At 33.1% G+C, this 16,856-nt stretch carries 18 protein-coding genes; 14 read left to right on the top strand and 4 right to left on the bottom strand.

Annotation, left to right across the window (positions count from 1 at the left end):
• Positions 1-72: 72 nt before the first annotated feature.
• The 6 genes from ACWA1B_RS19695 to ACWA1B_RS19670 all read left to right on the top strand — a co-directional run bounded on the left by ACWA1B_RS19695 (position 73) and on the right by ACWA1B_RS19670 (position 6,539).
• The gene (locus ACWA1B_RS19695) at positions 73-408 is read left to right on the top strand and encodes a hypothetical protein (protein ID WP_456909893.1); all 336 of its coding nucleotides are present in this window, start codon (positions 73-75) and stop codon (positions 406-408) included.
• Between the two features lie 88 nt (positions 409-496).
• Positions 497-1,405: a 1-aminocyclopropane-1-carboxylate deaminase/D-cysteine desulfhydrase gene (locus tag ACWA1B_RS19690; RefSeq protein ID WP_456909891.1), complete on the top strand. Its 909-nt coding sequence runs from the start codon at positions 497-499 to the stop codon at positions 1,403-1,405.
• Positions 1,398-2,297: a glucosaminidase domain-containing protein gene (locus ACWA1B_RS19685; protein WP_456909889.1), complete on the top strand. Its 900-nt coding sequence runs from the start codon at positions 1,398-1,400 to the stop codon at positions 2,295-2,297. Before ACWA1B_RS19690 ends, ACWA1B_RS19685 begins: the two co-directional genes overlap by 8 nt.
• Positions 2,298-2,324: 27 nt before the next feature.
• Complete coding sequence (locus ACWA1B_RS19680) at positions 2,325-2,576, top strand: hypothetical protein (RefSeq protein ID WP_456909887.1); 252 nt, start codon at positions 2,325-2,327, stop codon at positions 2,574-2,576.
• 40 nt (positions 2,577-2,616) lie between these two features.
• Entirely contained in the window at positions 2,617-3,903 is a 1,287-nt protein-coding gene (gene hemL / locus ACWA1B_RS19675) for a glutamate-1-semialdehyde 2,1-aminomutase (protein ID WP_456909885.1), read from the top strand.
• A 167-nt stretch (positions 3,904-4,070) separates the two neighbouring features.
• Positions 4,071-6,539: a zinc-dependent metalloprotease gene (locus tag ACWA1B_RS19670; RefSeq protein ID WP_456909883.1), complete on the top strand. Its 2,469-nt coding sequence runs from the start codon at positions 4,071-4,073 to the stop codon at positions 6,537-6,539.
• Positions 6,540-6,596: 57 nt separating this feature from the next.
• Here the strand turns inward: ACWA1B_RS19670 and ACWA1B_RS19665 are convergent, their stop codons facing one another.
• The gene (locus ACWA1B_RS19665; RefSeq protein ID WP_456909881.1) at positions 6,597-7,037 is read right to left on the bottom strand and encodes a hypothetical protein; all 441 of its coding nucleotides are present in this window, start codon (positions 7,035-7,037) and stop codon (positions 6,597-6,599) included.
• A 194-nt stretch (positions 7,038-7,231) separates the two neighbouring features.
• Between ACWA1B_RS19665 and ACWA1B_RS19660 the strand changes: the two genes are divergently transcribed.
• Both ACWA1B_RS19660 and ACWA1B_RS19655 read left to right on the top strand, forming a co-directional pair.
• Positions 7,232-8,254 (top strand): 2-hydroxyacid dehydrogenase, encoded by a 1,023-nt coding sequence (locus ACWA1B_RS19660; protein ID WP_456909879.1) that lies wholly within the window; start codon positions 7,232-7,234, stop codon positions 8,252-8,254.
• A 67-nt stretch (positions 8,255-8,321) separates the two neighbouring features.
• Positions 8,322-8,918, top strand: coding sequence for a hypothetical protein (locus ACWA1B_RS19655; protein WP_456909877.1), 597 nt, complete (start codon positions 8,322-8,324; stop codon positions 8,916-8,918).
• Here ACWA1B_RS19655 and ACWA1B_RS19650 read toward each other — a convergent pair.
• Together ACWA1B_RS19650 and lysS are read right to left on the bottom strand one after the other, a co-directional pair.
• Positions 8,915-9,103 carry a hypothetical protein gene (locus ACWA1B_RS19650; protein ID WP_456909875.1) on the bottom strand — a complete coding sequence of 63 codons (189 nt, stop codon included), beginning with the start codon at positions 9,101-9,103 and terminating at the stop codon, positions 8,915-8,917. The two genes, ACWA1B_RS19655 and ACWA1B_RS19650, sit on opposite strands and share 4 nt — an antisense overlap.
• An 87-nt stretch (positions 9,104-9,190) precedes the next feature.
• A complete protein-coding gene (lysS, locus tag ACWA1B_RS19645) occupies positions 9,191-10,894 on the bottom strand; it encodes a lysine--tRNA ligase (RefSeq protein WP_456909873.1) in 1,704 nt (567 codons plus the stop codon).
• Between the two features lie 350 nt (positions 10,895-11,244).
• Here lysS and ACWA1B_RS19640 point away from each other — a divergent pair, with 350 nt between their 5' ends.
• From ACWA1B_RS19640 to ACWA1B_RS19615, 6 genes are all read left to right on the top strand, one after another.
• The gene (locus ACWA1B_RS19640) at positions 11,245-11,976 is read left to right on the top strand and encodes a hypothetical protein (RefSeq protein ID WP_456909871.1); all 732 of its coding nucleotides are present in this window, start codon (positions 11,245-11,247) and stop codon (positions 11,974-11,976) included.
• An 86-nt stretch (positions 11,977-12,062) separates the two neighbouring features.
• A complete protein-coding gene (locus tag ACWA1B_RS19635) occupies positions 12,063-12,815 on the top strand; it encodes a hypothetical protein (RefSeq protein ID WP_456909869.1) in 753 nt (250 codons plus the stop codon).
• A 5-nt stretch (positions 12,816-12,820) separates the two neighbouring features.
• Complete coding sequence (gene lipB, locus ACWA1B_RS19630; protein WP_456909867.1) at positions 12,821-13,522, top strand: lipoyl(octanoyl) transferase LipB; 702 nt, start codon at positions 12,821-12,823, stop codon at positions 13,520-13,522.
• A gap of 20 nt (positions 13,523-13,542) precedes the next feature.
• Positions 13,543-14,361 (top strand): AraC family transcriptional regulator, encoded by an 819-nt coding sequence (locus tag ACWA1B_RS19625; protein WP_456909865.1) that lies wholly within the window; start codon positions 13,543-13,545, stop codon positions 14,359-14,361.
• A 79-nt stretch (positions 14,362-14,440) separates the two neighbouring features.
• Entirely contained in the window at positions 14,441-15,040 is a 600-nt protein-coding gene (locus ACWA1B_RS19620) for an NAD(P)H-dependent oxidoreductase (RefSeq protein ID WP_456909863.1), read from the top strand.
• Between the two features lie 173 nt (positions 15,041-15,213).
• The gene (locus tag ACWA1B_RS19615) at positions 15,214-16,065 is read left to right on the top strand and encodes a nuclear transport factor 2 family protein (protein WP_456909861.1); all 852 of its coding nucleotides are present in this window, start codon (positions 15,214-15,216) and stop codon (positions 16,063-16,065) included.
• 34 nt (positions 16,066-16,099) lie between these two features.
• Here the strand turns inward: ACWA1B_RS19615 and ACWA1B_RS19610 are convergent, their stop codons facing one another.
• Positions 16,100-16,765 (bottom strand): ribonuclease HII, encoded by a 666-nt coding sequence (locus ACWA1B_RS19610; protein WP_456909859.1) that lies wholly within the window; start codon positions 16,763-16,765, stop codon positions 16,100-16,102.
• Between the last annotated feature and the right edge of the window lie 91 nt (positions 16,766-16,856).

Below are 16,856 nucleotides of genomic sequence, written 5' to 3'. Positions count from 1 at the left end.
AATAAGTATTTGATTGAGATTTTAATGAAATCAAATAATTTTATAGCTACAAATTTATAAATTTTACAGCCAATGTTTCTGATTGTTGCCAAATATTTAATTCCGAAAGGATATCGCGGAATGGCTGTTTTTCCGTTTGTTTTGGTTAAATATGATTTTGATAAAACGAATGAAGTTTTTGTCAATCATGAAAAAATCCATTTAAAGCAGCAATTAGAACTTTTGGTAATTCCGTTTTTTATCTGGTATTTTTTGGAATATCTAATTCGTCTAATTCAGTATAAAAATGGGACTTTGGCGTATCGAAATATCAGTTTTGAAAGAGAAGCTTACGCAAAAGAAACCGACATGAATTATTTGAAAAATCGAAGTTTTTTTCAATTTTTACACTATATCAAAAGCAATTAACAGTAAGCGAAAGATTTTCAGCTTTAATAAATTAAGATATGAATTATCACTTTCGACTTTGGACTTTTGACTTTCAATTTTAAATTAAATGAATCCAGTTTTCAATCAACATATTTTCATTGATTTTCCGAATGATATTTCGCTGACAATAAAACGGGAAGATCTTATTCATCCTTTTGTTTCGGGAAATAAATTCAGGAAATTAAAATACAATTTGCTTCAGGCTAGAGCCGAAAAAAAAGATACTTTATTGACTTTTGGAGGTGCATTTTCGAATCATATTGCGGCAGTTGCTTTTGCCGGAAAAGAACAAGGATTTAAAACGATCGGAATTATTCGTGGCGATGAGCTTTTTGATAAAATTGAAGAAAATCCAACGTTAAAATTTGCTCAGGAAAATGGAATGCAATTTGAATTTGTGTCGAGAGAGGAGTATCGTCTAAAAAATGAAATTTCATTTTTAGAAAAGTTAAAAGATAAGTTTGAGGATTTTTATTTGGTTCCTGAAGGCGGTACAAATGAACTCGCGGTGAAAGGTTGCGAAGAGATTTTGACTAATGAAGATTTGGTTTTCGACTGTGTTTGTTGTGCAATTGGAACGGGTGGAACAATCTCCGGATTAATAAATAGTGCATTGCCAAATCAGAAAATTTTAGGGTTTCCGGCGCTAAAAGGTGACTTTTTAAAGGATGAAATTCGTATTTTTGCAAAAAAAGATAACTGGGATTTAATTTCTGACTATCATTTTGGAGGTTATGGCAAAGTAAATTTGGAATTAATCGAATTTATAAATGCTTTTTTTGAAGAAACAAAAGTGCCCTTAGATCCAATTTATACAGGAAAGATGGTTTTTGGCGTTATAGATTTAATAAACAAAAATTATTTTCCTGCACATTCAAAAATTTTACTCATTCACACCGGCGGATTACAGGGAATTGATGGAATGAATATGAAGTTGAAGCAGAAAAAATTACCAATACTCATAACTAATGATTAAAAAAATTGTATTGCTTTTCGTAATATTAGCCTTAGCAAGCTGCTCATCAAGCAAGCCTGCAATCGCGACGACTAAAAAAGCGGCGGCAGTTCAAGCCAGAACAGCTTCAGTTAAAAGAAATACCCCTGCCAAGCCAATCGGAAAAAATTACCCTTCTACAAATAATACAACTGAAGTTATTCAATCGACTTCAAAAACAGTTGTAACCAGCGATTTAGTTAATTCATATATTTTGCAGTATAAAGATATTGCAATGGGAAATATGCAAAAATATGGTATTCCTGCGAGTATTATTTTGGCGCAGGGAATATTAGAATCGGGTGCGGGAAAAGGAGATTTGGCTGTCGATGCCAATAATCATTTCGGAATTAAATGTCATAAAGATTGGCTTGGAGAAAGCGTTCGCCATGATGATGATGCAGAACAAGAATGTTTCAGAAAATATAAAGAAGCCTCAGAATCATATCGCGATCACGCTTTGTTTTTAGTTGGAAAAAAGAGATATGAATCTTTATTTACTTATGAAAAAGACGATTACAAAGCTTGGGCAAAAGGACTGAGAGCTTGTGGTTATGCAACAGATCCAAATTATCCGGATAAATTGATAAGTTATATTGAACGTTATAATTTGCATCAATATGACTGCCAGATTACGGGAAAAAATTATGTTGCAATCAATAAAACGGCTCCACCAAGAAAATCATCTTATGATGTGAGTTCTGATCCAAAGATAAATTTGGACTCAAATGACCCAAATTTATACGAAGTTCAAAAAGGCGATACGCTATACTCAATTTCAAAAAAATTCAATTTATTGGTCGATGATTTAAAACAAAAAAACAATCTCACTGATAATGCAATTTCAATTGGACAAAGGCTTAAGGTGAAATAATTATTCATTGTTAATTGTAAATTATTAATGAAAAGCAAAATCTCAATTGGAATTTTTATTTTGGCAATAGTTGCAACAATTAGATGTTTTTGTGGAATCTATCAACATGATGAATTTCCTGAAAAGAATTTTTTTATAAAACATAGGCCAACATGGAAATGGGCTTTTTATTCGCCAATTGGAATGTCGGATAAAAAGATTGAAGAGCTTTCAGAAGAAGAAAAAAGAGAACAAAAATATTTCAATGAGTTTGTTTTAGATCAAGGTTTAACTAGATAAATTAAATCTGAAATTTAAACTGTAAAATCAAAAATTAAGAATGTTATATAAAAGAAGTAGTCAGCTTTTTGCTGAAGCAGAAAAAGTAATTCCGGGAGGAGTAAATTCACCAGTAAGAGCATTTAAAGCAGTTGGCGGAACTCCAATTTTTGTAAAAAGCGCCAAAGGTGCTTATTTGTATGATGAAGATGGAAATAAATTAATAGATTATATCAACTCTTGGGGACCAATGGTTTTAGGCCATGCTTATCAGCCAGTTGTTGATGCCGTAATCGAAAAAGCAAAACTGGGAACTTCGTTTGGAATGCCAACAGAATTGGAAACAGAAATCGCAGCGTTAGCCGTTTCTATGGTTCCGAATATCGATAAAATTCGTTTTGTAAATTCAGGCACAGAAGCTTGTATGAGCGCGATTCGTCTGGCTCGAGGATTTACAAAAAGAGATAAAATCATCAAATTTGCTGGCTGTTACCACGGACATTCTGATTCATTTTTGATTCAAGCCGGAAGTGGCGCAGTAACTTTTGGATCTCCAAATAGTCCAGGTGTGACAGAAGGAACTGCGAAAGATACTTTATTGGCAAAATACAATGATTTAGAAAACGTAAAAGCGTTAATCGAAGCTAATAAAGGCGAAATTGCAGCAATTATTATTGAAGCAGTTGCAGGAAATATGGGATGTATTCCGCCTGCAAAAGGTTTCTTAGAAGGCTTAAGAGAATTATGTACAGCAAACGGAATCTTATTGATTTTTGATGAGGTTATGACAGGTTTCCGTTTAGCTCGCGGAGGAGTTCAGGAATTATATGGAATTGATGCTGATATCGTAACTTTTGGAAAAGTAATTGGAGGAGGACTTCCAGTTGGAGCCTTTGCAGCACGTGAAGAGATTATGAATTATTTAGCACCTCTTGGGCCGGTTTATCAGGCAGGAACATTATCTGGAAATCCGCTTGCAATGGCTGCGGGATTAGCGATGTTGCAGGCTTTAAATAATGACCGCGAAATTTTTACCCGTTTAGAAGAAAAAACTGCGTATTTAGAAGCAGGAATCGACAGAGTTTTAAAAGCTAATAATGTTGTTTTTACTATCAATAGAGTAGGTTCTATGATTTCTGTTCACTTTGATGCAAATCCTGTTACAGATTTTCAAACAGCTGCAAAAGGAGATAATGAAACGTTTAAAAAATTCTTCCACGGATTGTTGCAGGAAGGAGTATATATTGCACCTTCAGCATATGAAACTTGGTTTATTACCGATGCTTTGACGTACGAGGATTTAGATTTTACAATTAATGCAATCGACAAGGTTTCGAAAACATTTTAAATCAAATAAAAAACATTTTTCAAAGGTTCAGTTTTATCAACTGAACCTTTTTTATTATTATAATACTTATTTTGTAGTTAATAAAAAGTTAATGAAGATGTATTGTCTTGTGTTATTATAATCAAAAATTATTTTTGTTTATCAAATAACCATAAAACCTGCAATAAATGAAGAAATTTTTCATTTTATCTACGATAGCGGCATTTGCGCTATTTCCAACAAACCAATTTGCCCAATCGAAAAAGAAAAAAGACGAAACTCAAACTGCTCCGCCAGAAAAGAAGCCAGAATCAACAATTAAAGAATACAGCAAAGTAATTACAAAAGATGCTGTTTCAGACGAAGGACTTTTTACGGTTCACAAAGTGGATAAAAAATATTACTTCGAAATTCCGAATAAATATTTAGATAAAGATATGCTCTTGGTAAGCAGATTAGCAAAACTACCTTCGAATTTAGGAGGAGGCTACGTAAATGCTGGATCTGAAACTAACGAGCAATTGATTGTTTGGCAACGTTTTCAAGATAAAATTTTGATCAAATCGAAATCATATAATTCGGTTGCAAATGATACTTTGCCTATCAGTATTTCAGTAAAATCAAACAATTATGATCCAACATTATTTGCTTTTGATATTGTAGCTTTCAGCAAAGATTCGGCTAATACTGTAATTGATGTAACCAAATTTTACAGTACAGATGTGAAAGCAATCAGCGGAATTTCGGCAGAAATGCGCGAAACGTACAAGGTAAAAGGATTGGATGATTCGAGAAGTTTTATCAATAAAATTAAAAGTTTTCCAATGAATATTGAAGTTATTCAGGATATGACTTATAATGCTTCAAAACCATCAATGTTAGAGGAAACAGAATCAATCAGCATCCAGATGAATCAATCGATGATTTTATTGCCAGAAGTACCAATGCAGCCGAGACTAGCTGATCCTCGTGTGGGTTGGTTTACGGTTAGCCAATACGATTATGGTAGTAGCGAATTGAAATCGGATCTTAAAACTTATATCAGACGTTGGAGATTGGAACCAAAAGATCCGGAAGCTTATGCAAGAGGAGAATTGGTTGAGCCAATAAAACCGATTGTATATTATTTAGATCCTGCAACTCCGGCAAAATTGAAAAAATACATCAAACAGGGAATTGAGGAATGGCAAAAACCTTTTGAAACTGCCGGATTTAAAAATGCAATTATAGCAAAAGATGCACCGACAAAAGAGGAAGACCCGGATTTTAGTCCAGAAGATATTCGTTATTCGGTAATTCGTTATGTAGCGAGTACAACAAGAAATGCAGTTGGACCAAGCGTTTCTGACCCTAGAACGGGCGAAATTATCGAAAGTGATGTAATTTGGTATCACAACCATTTACGTTCATACAGAAACCGTTATTTACTTGAAACTGGAGCGGCAAATCCATCGGCAAGAACTTTGCAGACAAGTGATGAAGAAATGGGCGAAATGATGCGAATGGTAATTGCACACGAAGTAGGGCATGCATTAGGATTTCCGCACAATATGGGAGCAAGTTCATCATATGATTGTGAAAGTTATAGAAACGGAGCTTTCACACAAGAAAACGGTATTTCTCCAAGTATAATGGATTATGCGCGCTATAATTATATTGCGCAGCCTGGAGATAAGAATATTCGTTTTATTCGCAAAATGGGACCTTATGATCATTATGCTTTGAATTGGGGTTACAGAGTGATTCCAAATGCAAAATCACCGCAGGAAGAAAAAGCAATTTTAGATAAATGGATTTTAGACAAAGCCCGAAATCCAATTTATAAATTCGGAAAACAGAGCAGTACGTTTGATCCTTCTTCTCAAACAGAAGATATCGGAAATAATTCAATGAAAGCCAGTACATACGGAATGAAAAATCTGGAATATGTGGCAAATCATTTGAGTGAATGGACCAGTAAAGTGACAAATGATTATGAAGATTTAAGCGAGTTATACAAAGAAATGTTAGATGTTTGGGGGAGATATGTCGGGCATGTTGTAACAAATGTCGGAGGTGTTTATGAAAATACGAAAAATCCAAATCAGACCGGAAATGTGTATGAAGTTGTTCCAAAAGCAAAACAAATTGAAGCAATGAACTGGCTTCAGGCAAATGCTTTTGCATCGCCAACTTGGATTGTCAATATCAATACATTAAAGAATACAGGATATGCGGGTTATACGGAGACTTTCAGAAATATTCAGGTTCGACATTTGAACAATTTACTGAGTCTGCCTCGTATTGGAAGATTAATGGATAATGAAATTCTTGGTGCCGATACTTATAAAGCTTTGGATTTCTTCAAAGATCTTCGAAAAGGAATTTGGAAAGAAGCCGCTTCAGCAACGAATGTTACTATTTATCGCAGAAACCTGCAAAGAGCTTATATTGACAGAATGGGGGGCTTAATGACAGAGGAAATTAAACCAAATGACCGATCTGCAACCTATTATAATGCTGCACAATCTGATCTTAGAGCTTTGGTTAGAGGAGAATTAAATGCTTTGAAAAAATCACTTGTAACGGCAAAAGCGACAGCAGTAAATACAGAAACAAAATACCATTACGAGGATTGCATCAAACGAATTGATTTGATTTTAAATCCAATTAAATAAATTATAAAATAAAAACAAAAAAGAGGCTTTTATAGCCTCTTTTTTTATGAAAACAAATTAGTTGCTTTCATTTTTGTACTCTCTCATTTTTTCTCTAGCCTTGTCTTTGTTTTCCTCCTGAATTTTTTTCCATTTAGTGTATTGGTCAGCATTCAGAATTGATTTCATTTTAGCGTCGTTCGCGTCTCTTTCAGCTAACATGTCTTTTTTAAAGGTTTCTCTTTCAGCAGCGGTTAGTTTAGTTCCATTTTCTTTATTTGCTTGACGGGCTTCTCTTAGTTTTTCTGCTTTAGCGCTTCGGTCAGCTAAAAGCTGTTTTACCTGAGTTTGCTGATTAGCATCTAAGTTTAATTCAGAAGTTAATTTTTTGAGCTGTTTTTCATTACGCTGTTCAGGCGTCATTCTTTCTCTTTGCTCACGTGCTGGCTTTTGATCCATGTCTTGTGCAAAAGATGCTACTCCAACAAATAACATAGCGGCGATAAATAATTTTTTCATGATTAAGTTTTTTTAATTGTTATATCGATTAGACTTCATCAAATTCATTAGGTTTAATTTTTACTAATAGATTTGTATTTTATTTAACATATTGATTCATAATTCATTAAAACGTTAACAAGAAGTGTAATAGTATAGAAATAATTGCTTATTTTTAAAGTGTCAAGACGTTTTAAGAACCTAGAAAAAATCTTATGAGCTCAAATTCTGTATCAAATAATAAAATAGCTTTTTTCTCAACCCAGCCTTATGATAAAGTTTTTTTCAATAAATACAACAGCGATTTTGGTTTTGAATTGGATTATTTTGAAACACAACTAAATCTTCAAACTGCTGTTTTAATTGAAAATGCTAGCATTGTATGCGTTTTTGTAAATGATATTGTAAACGAAGCGGTAATTAAACAACTTGCCGAGAAAAACGTAAAAATAATTGCCTTGCGTTGCGCCGGATTTAACAATGTAGATTTAGAAGCAGCTAAAAAATACAATATAAAAGTCTGTCGTGTTCCTGCTTATTCCCCTCAGGCTGTAGCCGAACACGCAATGGCCATGATTTTGACCCTAAACAGGAAAACACATAAAGCTTATAACCGAGTTCGTGAACAAAACTTTTCCCTAAACGGCTTGTTAGGTTTTGATTTGTTCGGAAAAACAATAGGAATTATTGGAACGGGAAATATCGGTAAAGCATTCGCTAAAATTGTGTTAGGTTTTGGCTGTAAAGTTTTGGCATATGATATTGTCGAAAATGATGAAATGATTAAAGATGGAGTTTCGTTTGTTAGTTTAGAAGAGATTTTTAAATCAAGTGACATTATATCGCTGCATTGTCCGTTAAACGATCAGACGAAGCATGTCATTAATAATACGTCGATTTCTTTTATGAAAGAAAGCGTTATGATAATTAATACAAGCCGCGGCGGATTAATTGAAACGTCATCTGTTATTGAAGGTTTAAAAGAAGGAAAGATTGGTTATTTAGGAATTGATGTTTACGAACAGGAAGAAAAACTGTTTTTTAGAGATTTATCAGCCGATATTATACAGGATGATGCCATTCAGCGATTAATGAGCTTCCCGAATGTTTTGGTTACAGCGCATCAGGCATTTTTTACCAATGAGGCTTTGACACAAATTGCATTAGTGACTTTTAACAATATAAAATCGCTATTGGAGAAAAATGACATTGAGAACAAAGCAGCACTGTTGGTTTAAATTGTCAAATATTTTTCGTAATTTAATTAGCTGATAAGGAAAATGTAGATTTTAAAAATTTCAGATTATGAAAAGTAAAATTCTAATTTTAATCGGAATTCTGGCATTCTATTCCTGCCAAAATAAAAATGAATCAAAAAATATAATTAAAACTATTGTTCAGGATACTTTGTCAAAAACTGTTGGCGGAACAGCTAACTTAAGCGATGCGCCGTCAAGAGATGATAAAGCAGTTGAATTGATCAGAAAGCAGTTGAATATTTTGCTGGAGAAAGATTTGCCTGCCATGACAAAAGCAGACCGATTTTTTTATTATCAAGCTTTTGATTTAAACAATGATGATAAAAACGAATATTTTGTTGGCTTTTCAAACTCATATTTCTGCGGAAGCGGCGGCTGCTCTGGTTATATTTTAAATAATGATGGAAGCCTAATAAATCGCTTTTCAGTAACCGATTATCCAATTCTTATAGCGAATACATCCACTGAAAATTTTTCTGATTTAATAATAGAAAGCAACGGTGAGTTTCATATTGTAAGAATGAAAGACGGAAAATACCCATCAAATCCATCAGTTCAGGAAATTTGGAAAGGTGTAACGCCAAAAGAAAGCACTAAGGTTTTGAATATTACAGATAAAAAAATGGAGAAATATTCGTTTTAAAATACAAAACTCGATAAGTTTTTAAAAGCTGTCGAGTTTGAATAACATATTTCGGATAGCCATTCAAGATCTTCTTTGTCTAAATCTTCTTGAGAAATGACTCTTCTATGTTTTATGTCTTCTTCACTTTTTTTAATGATGTCTATTTCTTCTTCATCTAATTGATAAATTTCAGAATTATTCATAAGTTATATTCTTTTTTACATAATTAAATAAAAAACCCGATAAGTTAAAACCTATCGGGTTGTATTTGTAATAAAATAATACTAAAATTACCCCACCAATTCCACAATCTTAAACTCGCCGTCAACGACAACTTTAGTCAAACCGTGTTTTGATAAGTTTTTCATAGATGCATCCCATTTTTTACCGCTTAAGTTAGCAGTAACTTTAAGCTGAGATAAATCCATTTTATTTTCGTTTCCTTTCAATAAAGTAATGATAATTTTTTCTTCGTCAGACAATTCAATCTGAGCTAATTTTTTCTCAGGACGCATTTGAGGGAACAATAAAACTTCCTGAATAGAAGCATTGTTTGTCAAATACATAATCAAACGATCCATTCCAATTCCCATTCCAGAAGTTGGAGGCATACCGTATTCAAGTGCTCTTAAGAAATCCTCATCGATAATTCCGTTTGCTTCATCATCACCTTTTGCAGCCAAACGCATTTGATCTTCAAAACGCTCTCTTTGGTCAATCGGATCATTTAATTCAGAATATGCATTTGCAATTTCTTTACCGCAAACCATTAATTCAAAACGCTCAGTCAAATCTGGATTATCGCGATGCTCTTTACAAAGCGGTGACATTTCTTTTGGATAATCAGTAATGAAAGTTGGCTGAATATAATTTCCTTCGCATTTTGCTCCAAAAATCTCATCAATTAATTTTCCTTTACCCATTGTTTCGTCAACTTCAATTCCCATTCCTCTTGCCGCTTCAAACAATTCCTGTTCAGTTTTTCCAGAAATGTCAAAACCAGTAAAATGTTTGATAGAATCTGTCATTGTAACACGTGCATAAGGTGCTTTAAAGTTGATTTTGTGCTCACCAAAAGTTACTTCGCTTGTACCATTTACAGCAATTGCGCAATGCTCTAATAAACCTTCAGCGAATTCCATCATCCAGTTGTAGTCTTTGTAGGCTACATATATTTCCATTGCAGTAAATTCAGGGTTATGTGTTCTGTCCATTCCTTCGTTACGGAAGTTTCTAGAGAACTCATAAACGCCTTCAAATCCACCAACAATTAATCTTTTTAAGTACAATTCATTCGCAATACGCATGTAAAGCGGAATATCAAGCGAATTATGATGCGTAATAAATGGTCTTGCCGAAGCACCACCAGGAATTGATTGTAAAACTGGAGTGTCAACTTCAAGATATCCAGCGTCGTTAAAATAACCACGCATCGCAGTAAATAACTTAGTACGTTTAATAAAAGTTTCTTTAACCTGAGGATTTACAGTTAAATCTACATAACGCATTCTGTAACGCAATTCAGCGTCGTTGAAAGCATCGTGAACGTTTCCTTCTTCATCAACTTTTGGCAATGGTAACGGACGCAATGTTTTACTCAAGAAAGTAAATCCGCTCACGCGAATACATTTTGCACCAACTTGCGTTGTAAACAATTCACCTTCAATACCAATAAAATCACCTAAATCTGTTAATTTTTTGAAAACCTGGTTGTATAAAGTTTTATCATCACCTTCACATAAAACATCACGATTCACGTACAATTGAATACGTCCTTCGCTGTCTTGTAATTCAGCAAAACAAGCTTTACCCTGATCACGAACACTCATCAAACGTCCCGCAACGATAACCTTCTTACCCTCCTCAAATGTATCCTTTATCTGCTTCGAAGTATGATTTACAGGAAAAAGATTAGCCGGATAAGGATTGATTCCTAAGTTGCGTAAGTTCTGAAGTTTTTCTCTTCTAATGATTTCTTGTTCTGATAATGCCATTTTGTGCTCTGTTTTTTAAGTGTGCAAAGATAGTTTTTAAGTCGCAAAGTTGCAAAGTCATAAAGTCTAAAGTTTTAGAAAAGAGTAATGTTTTTTATTTGAAGCAGAAAAAACAGTTTTTTATTGGCTCTTGTCCCGCTATTCACTTGTATCTTTTCCTTCCGCCGCGGCGGAAGAAAAAGGATACCGCTTCTATCGGGGCTAGATGAGATTTTTTTTTTTTTCAAAAGATGTTTTAGTTGGAATGTTTATTCTTAACGCAATTACAAACAAAAAATCTGTAAGAAATAATCTAAAAGAAAACTTAGTATCTTAGTCACTCAGAATCTTAAAATCTTTTCAAAAAAAAAATGAAATACATATCCGTTTTTTTAATCTTAATTTCTTTTGCAAGTTGTCAAATTACTGAAACCATCAATCTCAATTCAGACGGAAGTGGAAATATTGAATATTATAATCTTCGTGATGAGAACAGTTTTCAACAATTAGGGAGACAGGATCTTAGGTACGAAAAATTCAGAGATACAATTTTTACTTTTCAAGATTATATTACAAAGTATCAAGAAACTTTTGTGAGATTTAGTAAGGCTGATCAAGCTTTGTTTACGGAACATGCGAATGTAAAAATGCATATCAAAGCAGATCCAATTCAAATGGAAAACTTCACTAGAGTATGGGTCGATTTCAAAAAAATAGATGAAGTGCCATATGTTTACGAAAGCCTCGGATTAGCAAATTCATTAAAAGAAAATTATCCGATACATAGAAAAAATTATAAAATAAAATACAGTTTTGATGGCGCTATCTTTAAAAGAAATTTACAAATAATAGATCACGAAAATTTTGAGAAAAACAAAAAAGAATGGGAGGATAGAAAGAAAATATATTCGAAATATAAATTAGTGGAGTCCTATATTCTAAATTATCATTTTCCGAGAAAAATAAAATCGGTTTCAAATGAAAAAGCGATTCTCAGCCCAGATAAAAAATCATTAACTGTAGAGTTTAAGCTTTCAGATTGTCTTCGAAATCCTGAAATTACAGATTTAGAAGTGGTTTTAGAACCAAAAGACTTTCAATAAGCTAGACCTAGCATCATAGAAGCTTAGTTACTTAGAGTCTTAAAAATAAAAATAGACTTCGTATCTTTGATAAAAATAAAACCATTATGAAATTATATAAACTTCTGTTTTTTTCTTTTTTATTAGCGACCCTGACAAGCTGCACTTTCACTGAAAATATTTATATCAACGATAACGGAACTGGTAAATTTTCTGTAGACATGGACGGTTCTTCTTTAATGCAAATGGCCGGCGATCAACTTGGAAGTCAAGTAGGAACTGATGCCAAAAAAGACATTGATTCGACTTTTACTTTTAAGCAATTGCTTGCGGAGAAAAAAGACAGCATCGCAAAATTATCTCCAGAAATGCAAAAAGAACTTAAAAAGCTGGAAAACTTCGTAGTTACTACAAAAATGAGTGCTGAGAAAAAACAGTTTTTAATGACTTTATCAACTGATTTTAAGAGTGTAAATGAACTTCAGGATATTTTACAGACAGCAAGTACATTGCAAAAATTAGAAGGAGGAGCAACGGTAAATCCTCTTGGAAGCAGTTTCGGAGATAACAGCAGTAAGCTGAACTATACTTATGATGGAAAAAAATTTACAAGAAAAGCGACAGTCGATCAGCAAAAATTGACAGAAAAGCTTAATGATTCTAGCGCCGCTATGTCTAAAATGATTTTTGCATCGTCAAATTATATTGTGAAATATCACTTTCCGAAAAAAATCAAAAAAGTTTCTAATCCGAGCGCTTTACTCAGCGAGGATAGAAAATCAATTACAATTCAATATTCTTTCACGGATTATATGGAGAATCCGGACAAACTTAACTTTGATGTTGAGTTTGAAAAATAATCAAAATGAACAAAAATATTCAACTTCAGGATCTGGGAAACAGAGACTATAAATCGACTTGGGAATATCAGGAAGAGCTTTTTGCTGCCATTGTAGACTTAAAAATCAAAAACAGAAGAGAAGAGTTAGATTTGCCAACGCCAAATTATTTGTTATTTGTTGAGCATCCGCATGTTTATACATTGGGTAAAAGCGGTGATTTGGAAAATCTATTATTAAACGAAAAACAGCTCGAAGCGAAAGGAGCGACTTTTTATAAAATCAATCGTGGTGGTGATATTACGTATCATGGTCCGGGACAAATAGTAGGTTATCCTATTTTGGATTTAGAAAACTTCTTTACAGATATTCATAAATACCTACGTTTATTAGAAGAATCAATGATTCTTACTTTGGCAGAGTACGGTTTAGAATCAGGTAGGAGCGAAGGTGAAACAGGTGTTTGGCTTGGTGTCGGAACTCCATTTGCGCGTAAAATTTGTGCAATGGGTGTTCGTGCCTCTCGCTGGGTAACCATGCACGGATTTGCCTTAAATGTAAATGTTGATTTAGGGTATTTTGATAATATTATTCCGTGTGGAATTCGCGGAAAAGGCGTTACTTCTTTACATGTAGAACTTGGTGTTGAAAAAGTCGATGAAGATGAAGTAAAAGCCAAAATTCTAAAACATTTAGCTAATTTGTTTGAAGCTGAATTTATTAAATAAGTTTCTAAAATATATAAAGTATGAAAAATGCTGGAGAAAATAACAATTACAGAATTGCCGTTCCTTCAGCATTTGAAACTGTTTTTTCGCATTTCTACTTTGCCGAAAACAAAACGGAATTTCCCATAACCAAAACCTTATTGCCAAGTTTTCAAAGTATACTGGTTTTTAACTTCGGAACAAAATCATCTTTAAAATCGCAGCAGAATACTTTTTTGGAAATTGAAAAATGCATTGTTTTGGGGCCAATAAAGCAGGCTTTTGATTATACTTTAGAACCAGGTTCGGAGATTTTAGTGGCCAATTTTAAAGATGATGCTTTTTACAGATTTTTTGGTAATGCGCTTTTTGATTCTATGCCCATTCATCCGGATGATTTAATTAATGAAAACTGTTTTACTGTTTTATGGGAAGAACTTCAAAATATTACTGATCCAAAAGAACGTGTCGCTTATATTTTAGATTTCTGCAAACCCTATTTGCGGGAACAAACGGCAATTACGACTCTTTTAAGCGATTTTCATGATCAGAATTTAAATCCAATAAAAGCGATCGCTTCACAGATCAATCAAACCGAAAGAAACATTCAGTTGAATCAAAAAAAGCTTTTTGGTTATTCTGTTAAAGAAGCCAATCGTTATGAAAGGTTTTTAAAGGCCATTGATCAAATTCAGAAAAATATTCTAAACGAGTTAAAAATAGATTGGTTGACAATTGTTAATGAATGCGGATATTACGATCAAAGCCAGCTTATTCACGACTTTAAATATTATATGAATATTTCGCCAACAAAGTTCCTTAAATTTCAAAGCGATATCTGCAGTTCAAAACGGCAATAAGACTGATTTCGTTTTCTTACAATTACTGCTAAAACCTGCGTTATACATTTGTCATGTTCAATCTTAAAAACTAGAAAACATGAAAAATTTAATTATTTACGCACATCCAAACGAAGCAAGTTTAAATCATTTCTTTAAAAACACAATTGTGGAATCTTTGGAAAAATCTGGACAGGAAATTGTTGTTCGTGATTTAAATGAAATCAATTTTAATCCGGTTCTTTCTTTGCATGACATGAAGGGGCAAAGAATGGGACAAGTTGCAGAAGATATCAAGATCGAACAAGATTTTATTTTGTGGGCAGATCAAATTATTTTTATTTACCCAATTTGGTGGACAGGAATGCCAGCTATTATGAAAGGTTATATTGACCGTGTTTTTAGTTACGGATTTGCATATCGATACGATCAAGGCGTTCAAAAAGGTTTACTGACAGGAAAAAAAGCCGTTATTGTAAATTCTCATGGAAAATCAAATGCTGAATATCAAGCAATAGGAATGGACAAAGCTTTGGAATTAACTTCGGATACCGGAATTTTTAAATATTGTGGATTAGAAATCAAACAACACTTTTATTTTGACAAGGCTGATAGAGCTTCGAAAGAAAGCATATTAGAATGGGAAAAGGAACTTAAAAATACTTTTAAAATGATTAATGAAGTTTCTGTTTTTCAATAGAAATTTATTTTTCAAAAGAATAATTGAAAAAAAACTAAAAATTGTCAGCTTAGAGTCTGGATTTTGAATTGATGGTAAATTGGAGCAATATCGTGGATTTCTCATGTTTTTATGGTAAATTTGGTTTTATACTTTACACACAGGCTATTAACAAAATCTAATCTAAACAACTTATGAGAAAAATCTACTTTGTATGCTTCCTATTTATGCTTAATGGTCTTTTTGCTCAAAAGAAAGATAAATTATATCCAATTGCAGTTTATGAAAAGTTATGGCAAGAAAAAAATAGCGACATCAGATTAAAAATGATTAAATCGATTTGGCTAGAAGATAGTACTTTTGAAGATCCTTCCGCTTCAATAAAAGGAACTACGGCGTTTAATAATGTCATTAATGAATTTTATAAAAAATTTCCAGATGCTGTATTGACATCCGGAACAAAAATAGTGAAAGATAATTATGTAACCTGGGAATGGAAAATTCTGGATCCTAAGAATAATCTAATAATGGCAGGCCGAGATTTCGCCCGCTTGAATGGAAAAGGGCAGGTAAGCAAAATAATTGGATTTTGGGACAATTCGGCAACTTTATCTGAAACGGATATTTTAAAAAATCTTGAAGCAGATAATCTTAAAGTTGTTGCAAAATATTATGAATGTCTTTTTAAAACAAGAGATTTTGATACCATGGCAACTTTAATTGAGGATGGAGCGGTTTATAATCAGGCTGTAGGTTTGCCTTATGGTGGAACTTTTGTTGGTTTTAGCGAGTGGACTAAAATGTTTACTAAATCAGCTGAATTTTTTGATTTACAAATAGAGAAAGAACCAACATATTTTAGTGATGCTTCTAAAAATGAAGTAATTATTTATTTTACAATTAATTGTAAATCTAAAAAATCAGGTAAAACAATGCCAATGCCGATATCAGAACATTTTGATTTGAAAAACGGAAAAATTACAGCGATCAGACCTTTTTATTATGATACCAAACAATTTGCAGAATTCCTGAAAAGCAAAAAATAAAAAAAAAGCGACCTTAATATTTAGGTCGCTTTTTTTATTCAAAAAAATCTAGAGTTAGTTGGTCAGGTATAAGTCTGAAACTCATTCGATGATATTTTGTAGGGCCATATTTTTTAATAGCTTCTCTATGTTCTTTGGTTGGGTAGCCTTTATTTTGTTTCCAATTGTACATCGGGAATTCTTCGTGAATCTGATCCATATATTCATCACGATACGTTTTTGCTAAAACGGACGCTGCTGCAATACTTAAATATTTTGCATCACCTTTTATGATGCTTTTGCTTGGGATTGATTTTAATAATTCAATTTCAGCTGTAGAAAATTGCTTCCCGAAAGTGTTTTTAAGTCCAAGTTTTGCATTTAATGCTCGGTTTCCATCAACAATAATATATTCGGGAACATGTTTTAATTTTAAAATACATTCCTGCATTCCTTTCATAGAGGCATTCAAGATATTTATTTCATCAATTTCTTCCGGAAATAAATGTGTAACCGAAAAACAGAGCGCTTGCTGTTCAATAATTGGTTTTAAGAGAGCTCTTGTTTTTTCAGACAATTGCTTACTGTCATTTAAAATTTGATTTTCAAAAGTTTCAGGCAGAATTATAGCAGCTGCAGTGACGGGGCCAGCTAGACATCCTCGTCCGGCTTCATCGGTTCCTGTTTCTAAAATAAATCCTGAGAAATTCTTTTCGAGCATTTTTAAACTTTTTGGTTGGCAAAGATTATAAAAATTTAAATAAAAAGGTTAAGCCACGATTAGAAATCGAGGAAAACATGTGAGAATGCAA

Source organism: Flavobacterium xizangense (assembly GCF_054075145.1).
The sequence above is the reverse complement of the archived record's forward strand: the minus strand, read 5'-3'. Positions and strand labels throughout refer to the sequence as shown.

Excerpts from the sequence above, each read along its gene's own strand:
- ACWA1B_RS19695 (WP_456909893.1), top strand. The coding sequence starts at position 73 with ATGTTTCTGATTGTTGCCAAATATTTAATTCCGAAAGGATATCGCGGA.
- ACWA1B_RS19690 (WP_456909891.1), top strand. The coding sequence starts at position 497 with ATGAATCCAGTTTTCAATCAACATATTTTCATTGATTTTCCGAATGAT.
- ACWA1B_RS19685 (WP_456909889.1), top strand. The coding sequence starts at position 1,398 with ATGATTAAAAAAATTGTATTGCTTTTCGTAATATTAGCCTTAGCAAGC.
- ACWA1B_RS19680 (WP_456909887.1), top strand. The coding sequence starts at position 2,325 with ATGAAAAGCAAAATCTCAATTGGAATTTTTATTTTGGCAATAGTTGCA.
- hemL (WP_456909885.1), top strand. The coding sequence starts at position 2,617 with ATGTTATATAAAAGAAGTAGTCAGCTTTTTGCTGAAGCAGAAAAAGTA.
- ACWA1B_RS19670 (WP_456909883.1), top strand. The coding sequence starts at position 4,071 with ATGAAGAAATTTTTCATTTTATCTACGATAGCGGCATTTGCGCTATTT.
- ACWA1B_RS19665 (WP_456909881.1), bottom strand. The coding sequence starts at position 7,037 with ATGAAAAAATTATTTATCGCCGCTATGTTATTTGTTGGAGTAGCATCT.
- ACWA1B_RS19660 (WP_456909879.1), top strand. The coding sequence starts at position 7,232 with ATGAGCTCAAATTCTGTATCAAATAATAAAATAGCTTTTTTCTCAACC.
- ACWA1B_RS19655 (WP_456909877.1), top strand. The coding sequence starts at position 8,322 with ATGAAAAGTAAAATTCTAATTTTAATCGGAATTCTGGCATTCTATTCC.
- ACWA1B_RS19650 (WP_456909875.1), bottom strand. The coding sequence starts at position 9,103 with ATGAATAATTCTGAAATTTATCAATTAGATGAAGAAGAAATAGACATC.
- lysS (WP_456909873.1), bottom strand. The coding sequence starts at position 10,894 with ATGGCATTATCAGAACAAGAAATCATTAGAAGAGAAAAACTTCAGAAC.
- ACWA1B_RS19640 (WP_456909871.1), top strand. The coding sequence starts at position 11,245 with ATGAAATACATATCCGTTTTTTTAATCTTAATTTCTTTTGCAAGTTGT.
- ACWA1B_RS19635 (WP_456909869.1), top strand. The coding sequence starts at position 12,063 with ATGAAATTATATAAACTTCTGTTTTTTTCTTTTTTATTAGCGACCCTG.
- lipB (WP_456909867.1), top strand. The coding sequence starts at position 12,821 with ATGAACAAAAATATTCAACTTCAGGATCTGGGAAACAGAGACTATAAA.
- ACWA1B_RS19625 (WP_456909865.1), top strand. The coding sequence starts at position 13,543 with ATGAAAAATGCTGGAGAAAATAACAATTACAGAATTGCCGTTCCTTCA.
- ACWA1B_RS19620 (WP_456909863.1), top strand. The coding sequence starts at position 14,441 with ATGAAAAATTTAATTATTTACGCACATCCAAACGAAGCAAGTTTAAAT.
- ACWA1B_RS19615 (WP_456909861.1), top strand. The coding sequence starts at position 15,214 with ATGAGAAAAATCTACTTTGTATGCTTCCTATTTATGCTTAATGGTCTT.
- ACWA1B_RS19610 (WP_456909859.1), bottom strand. The coding sequence starts at position 16,765 with ATGCTCGAAAAGAATTTCTCAGGATTTATTTTAGAAACAGGAACCGAT.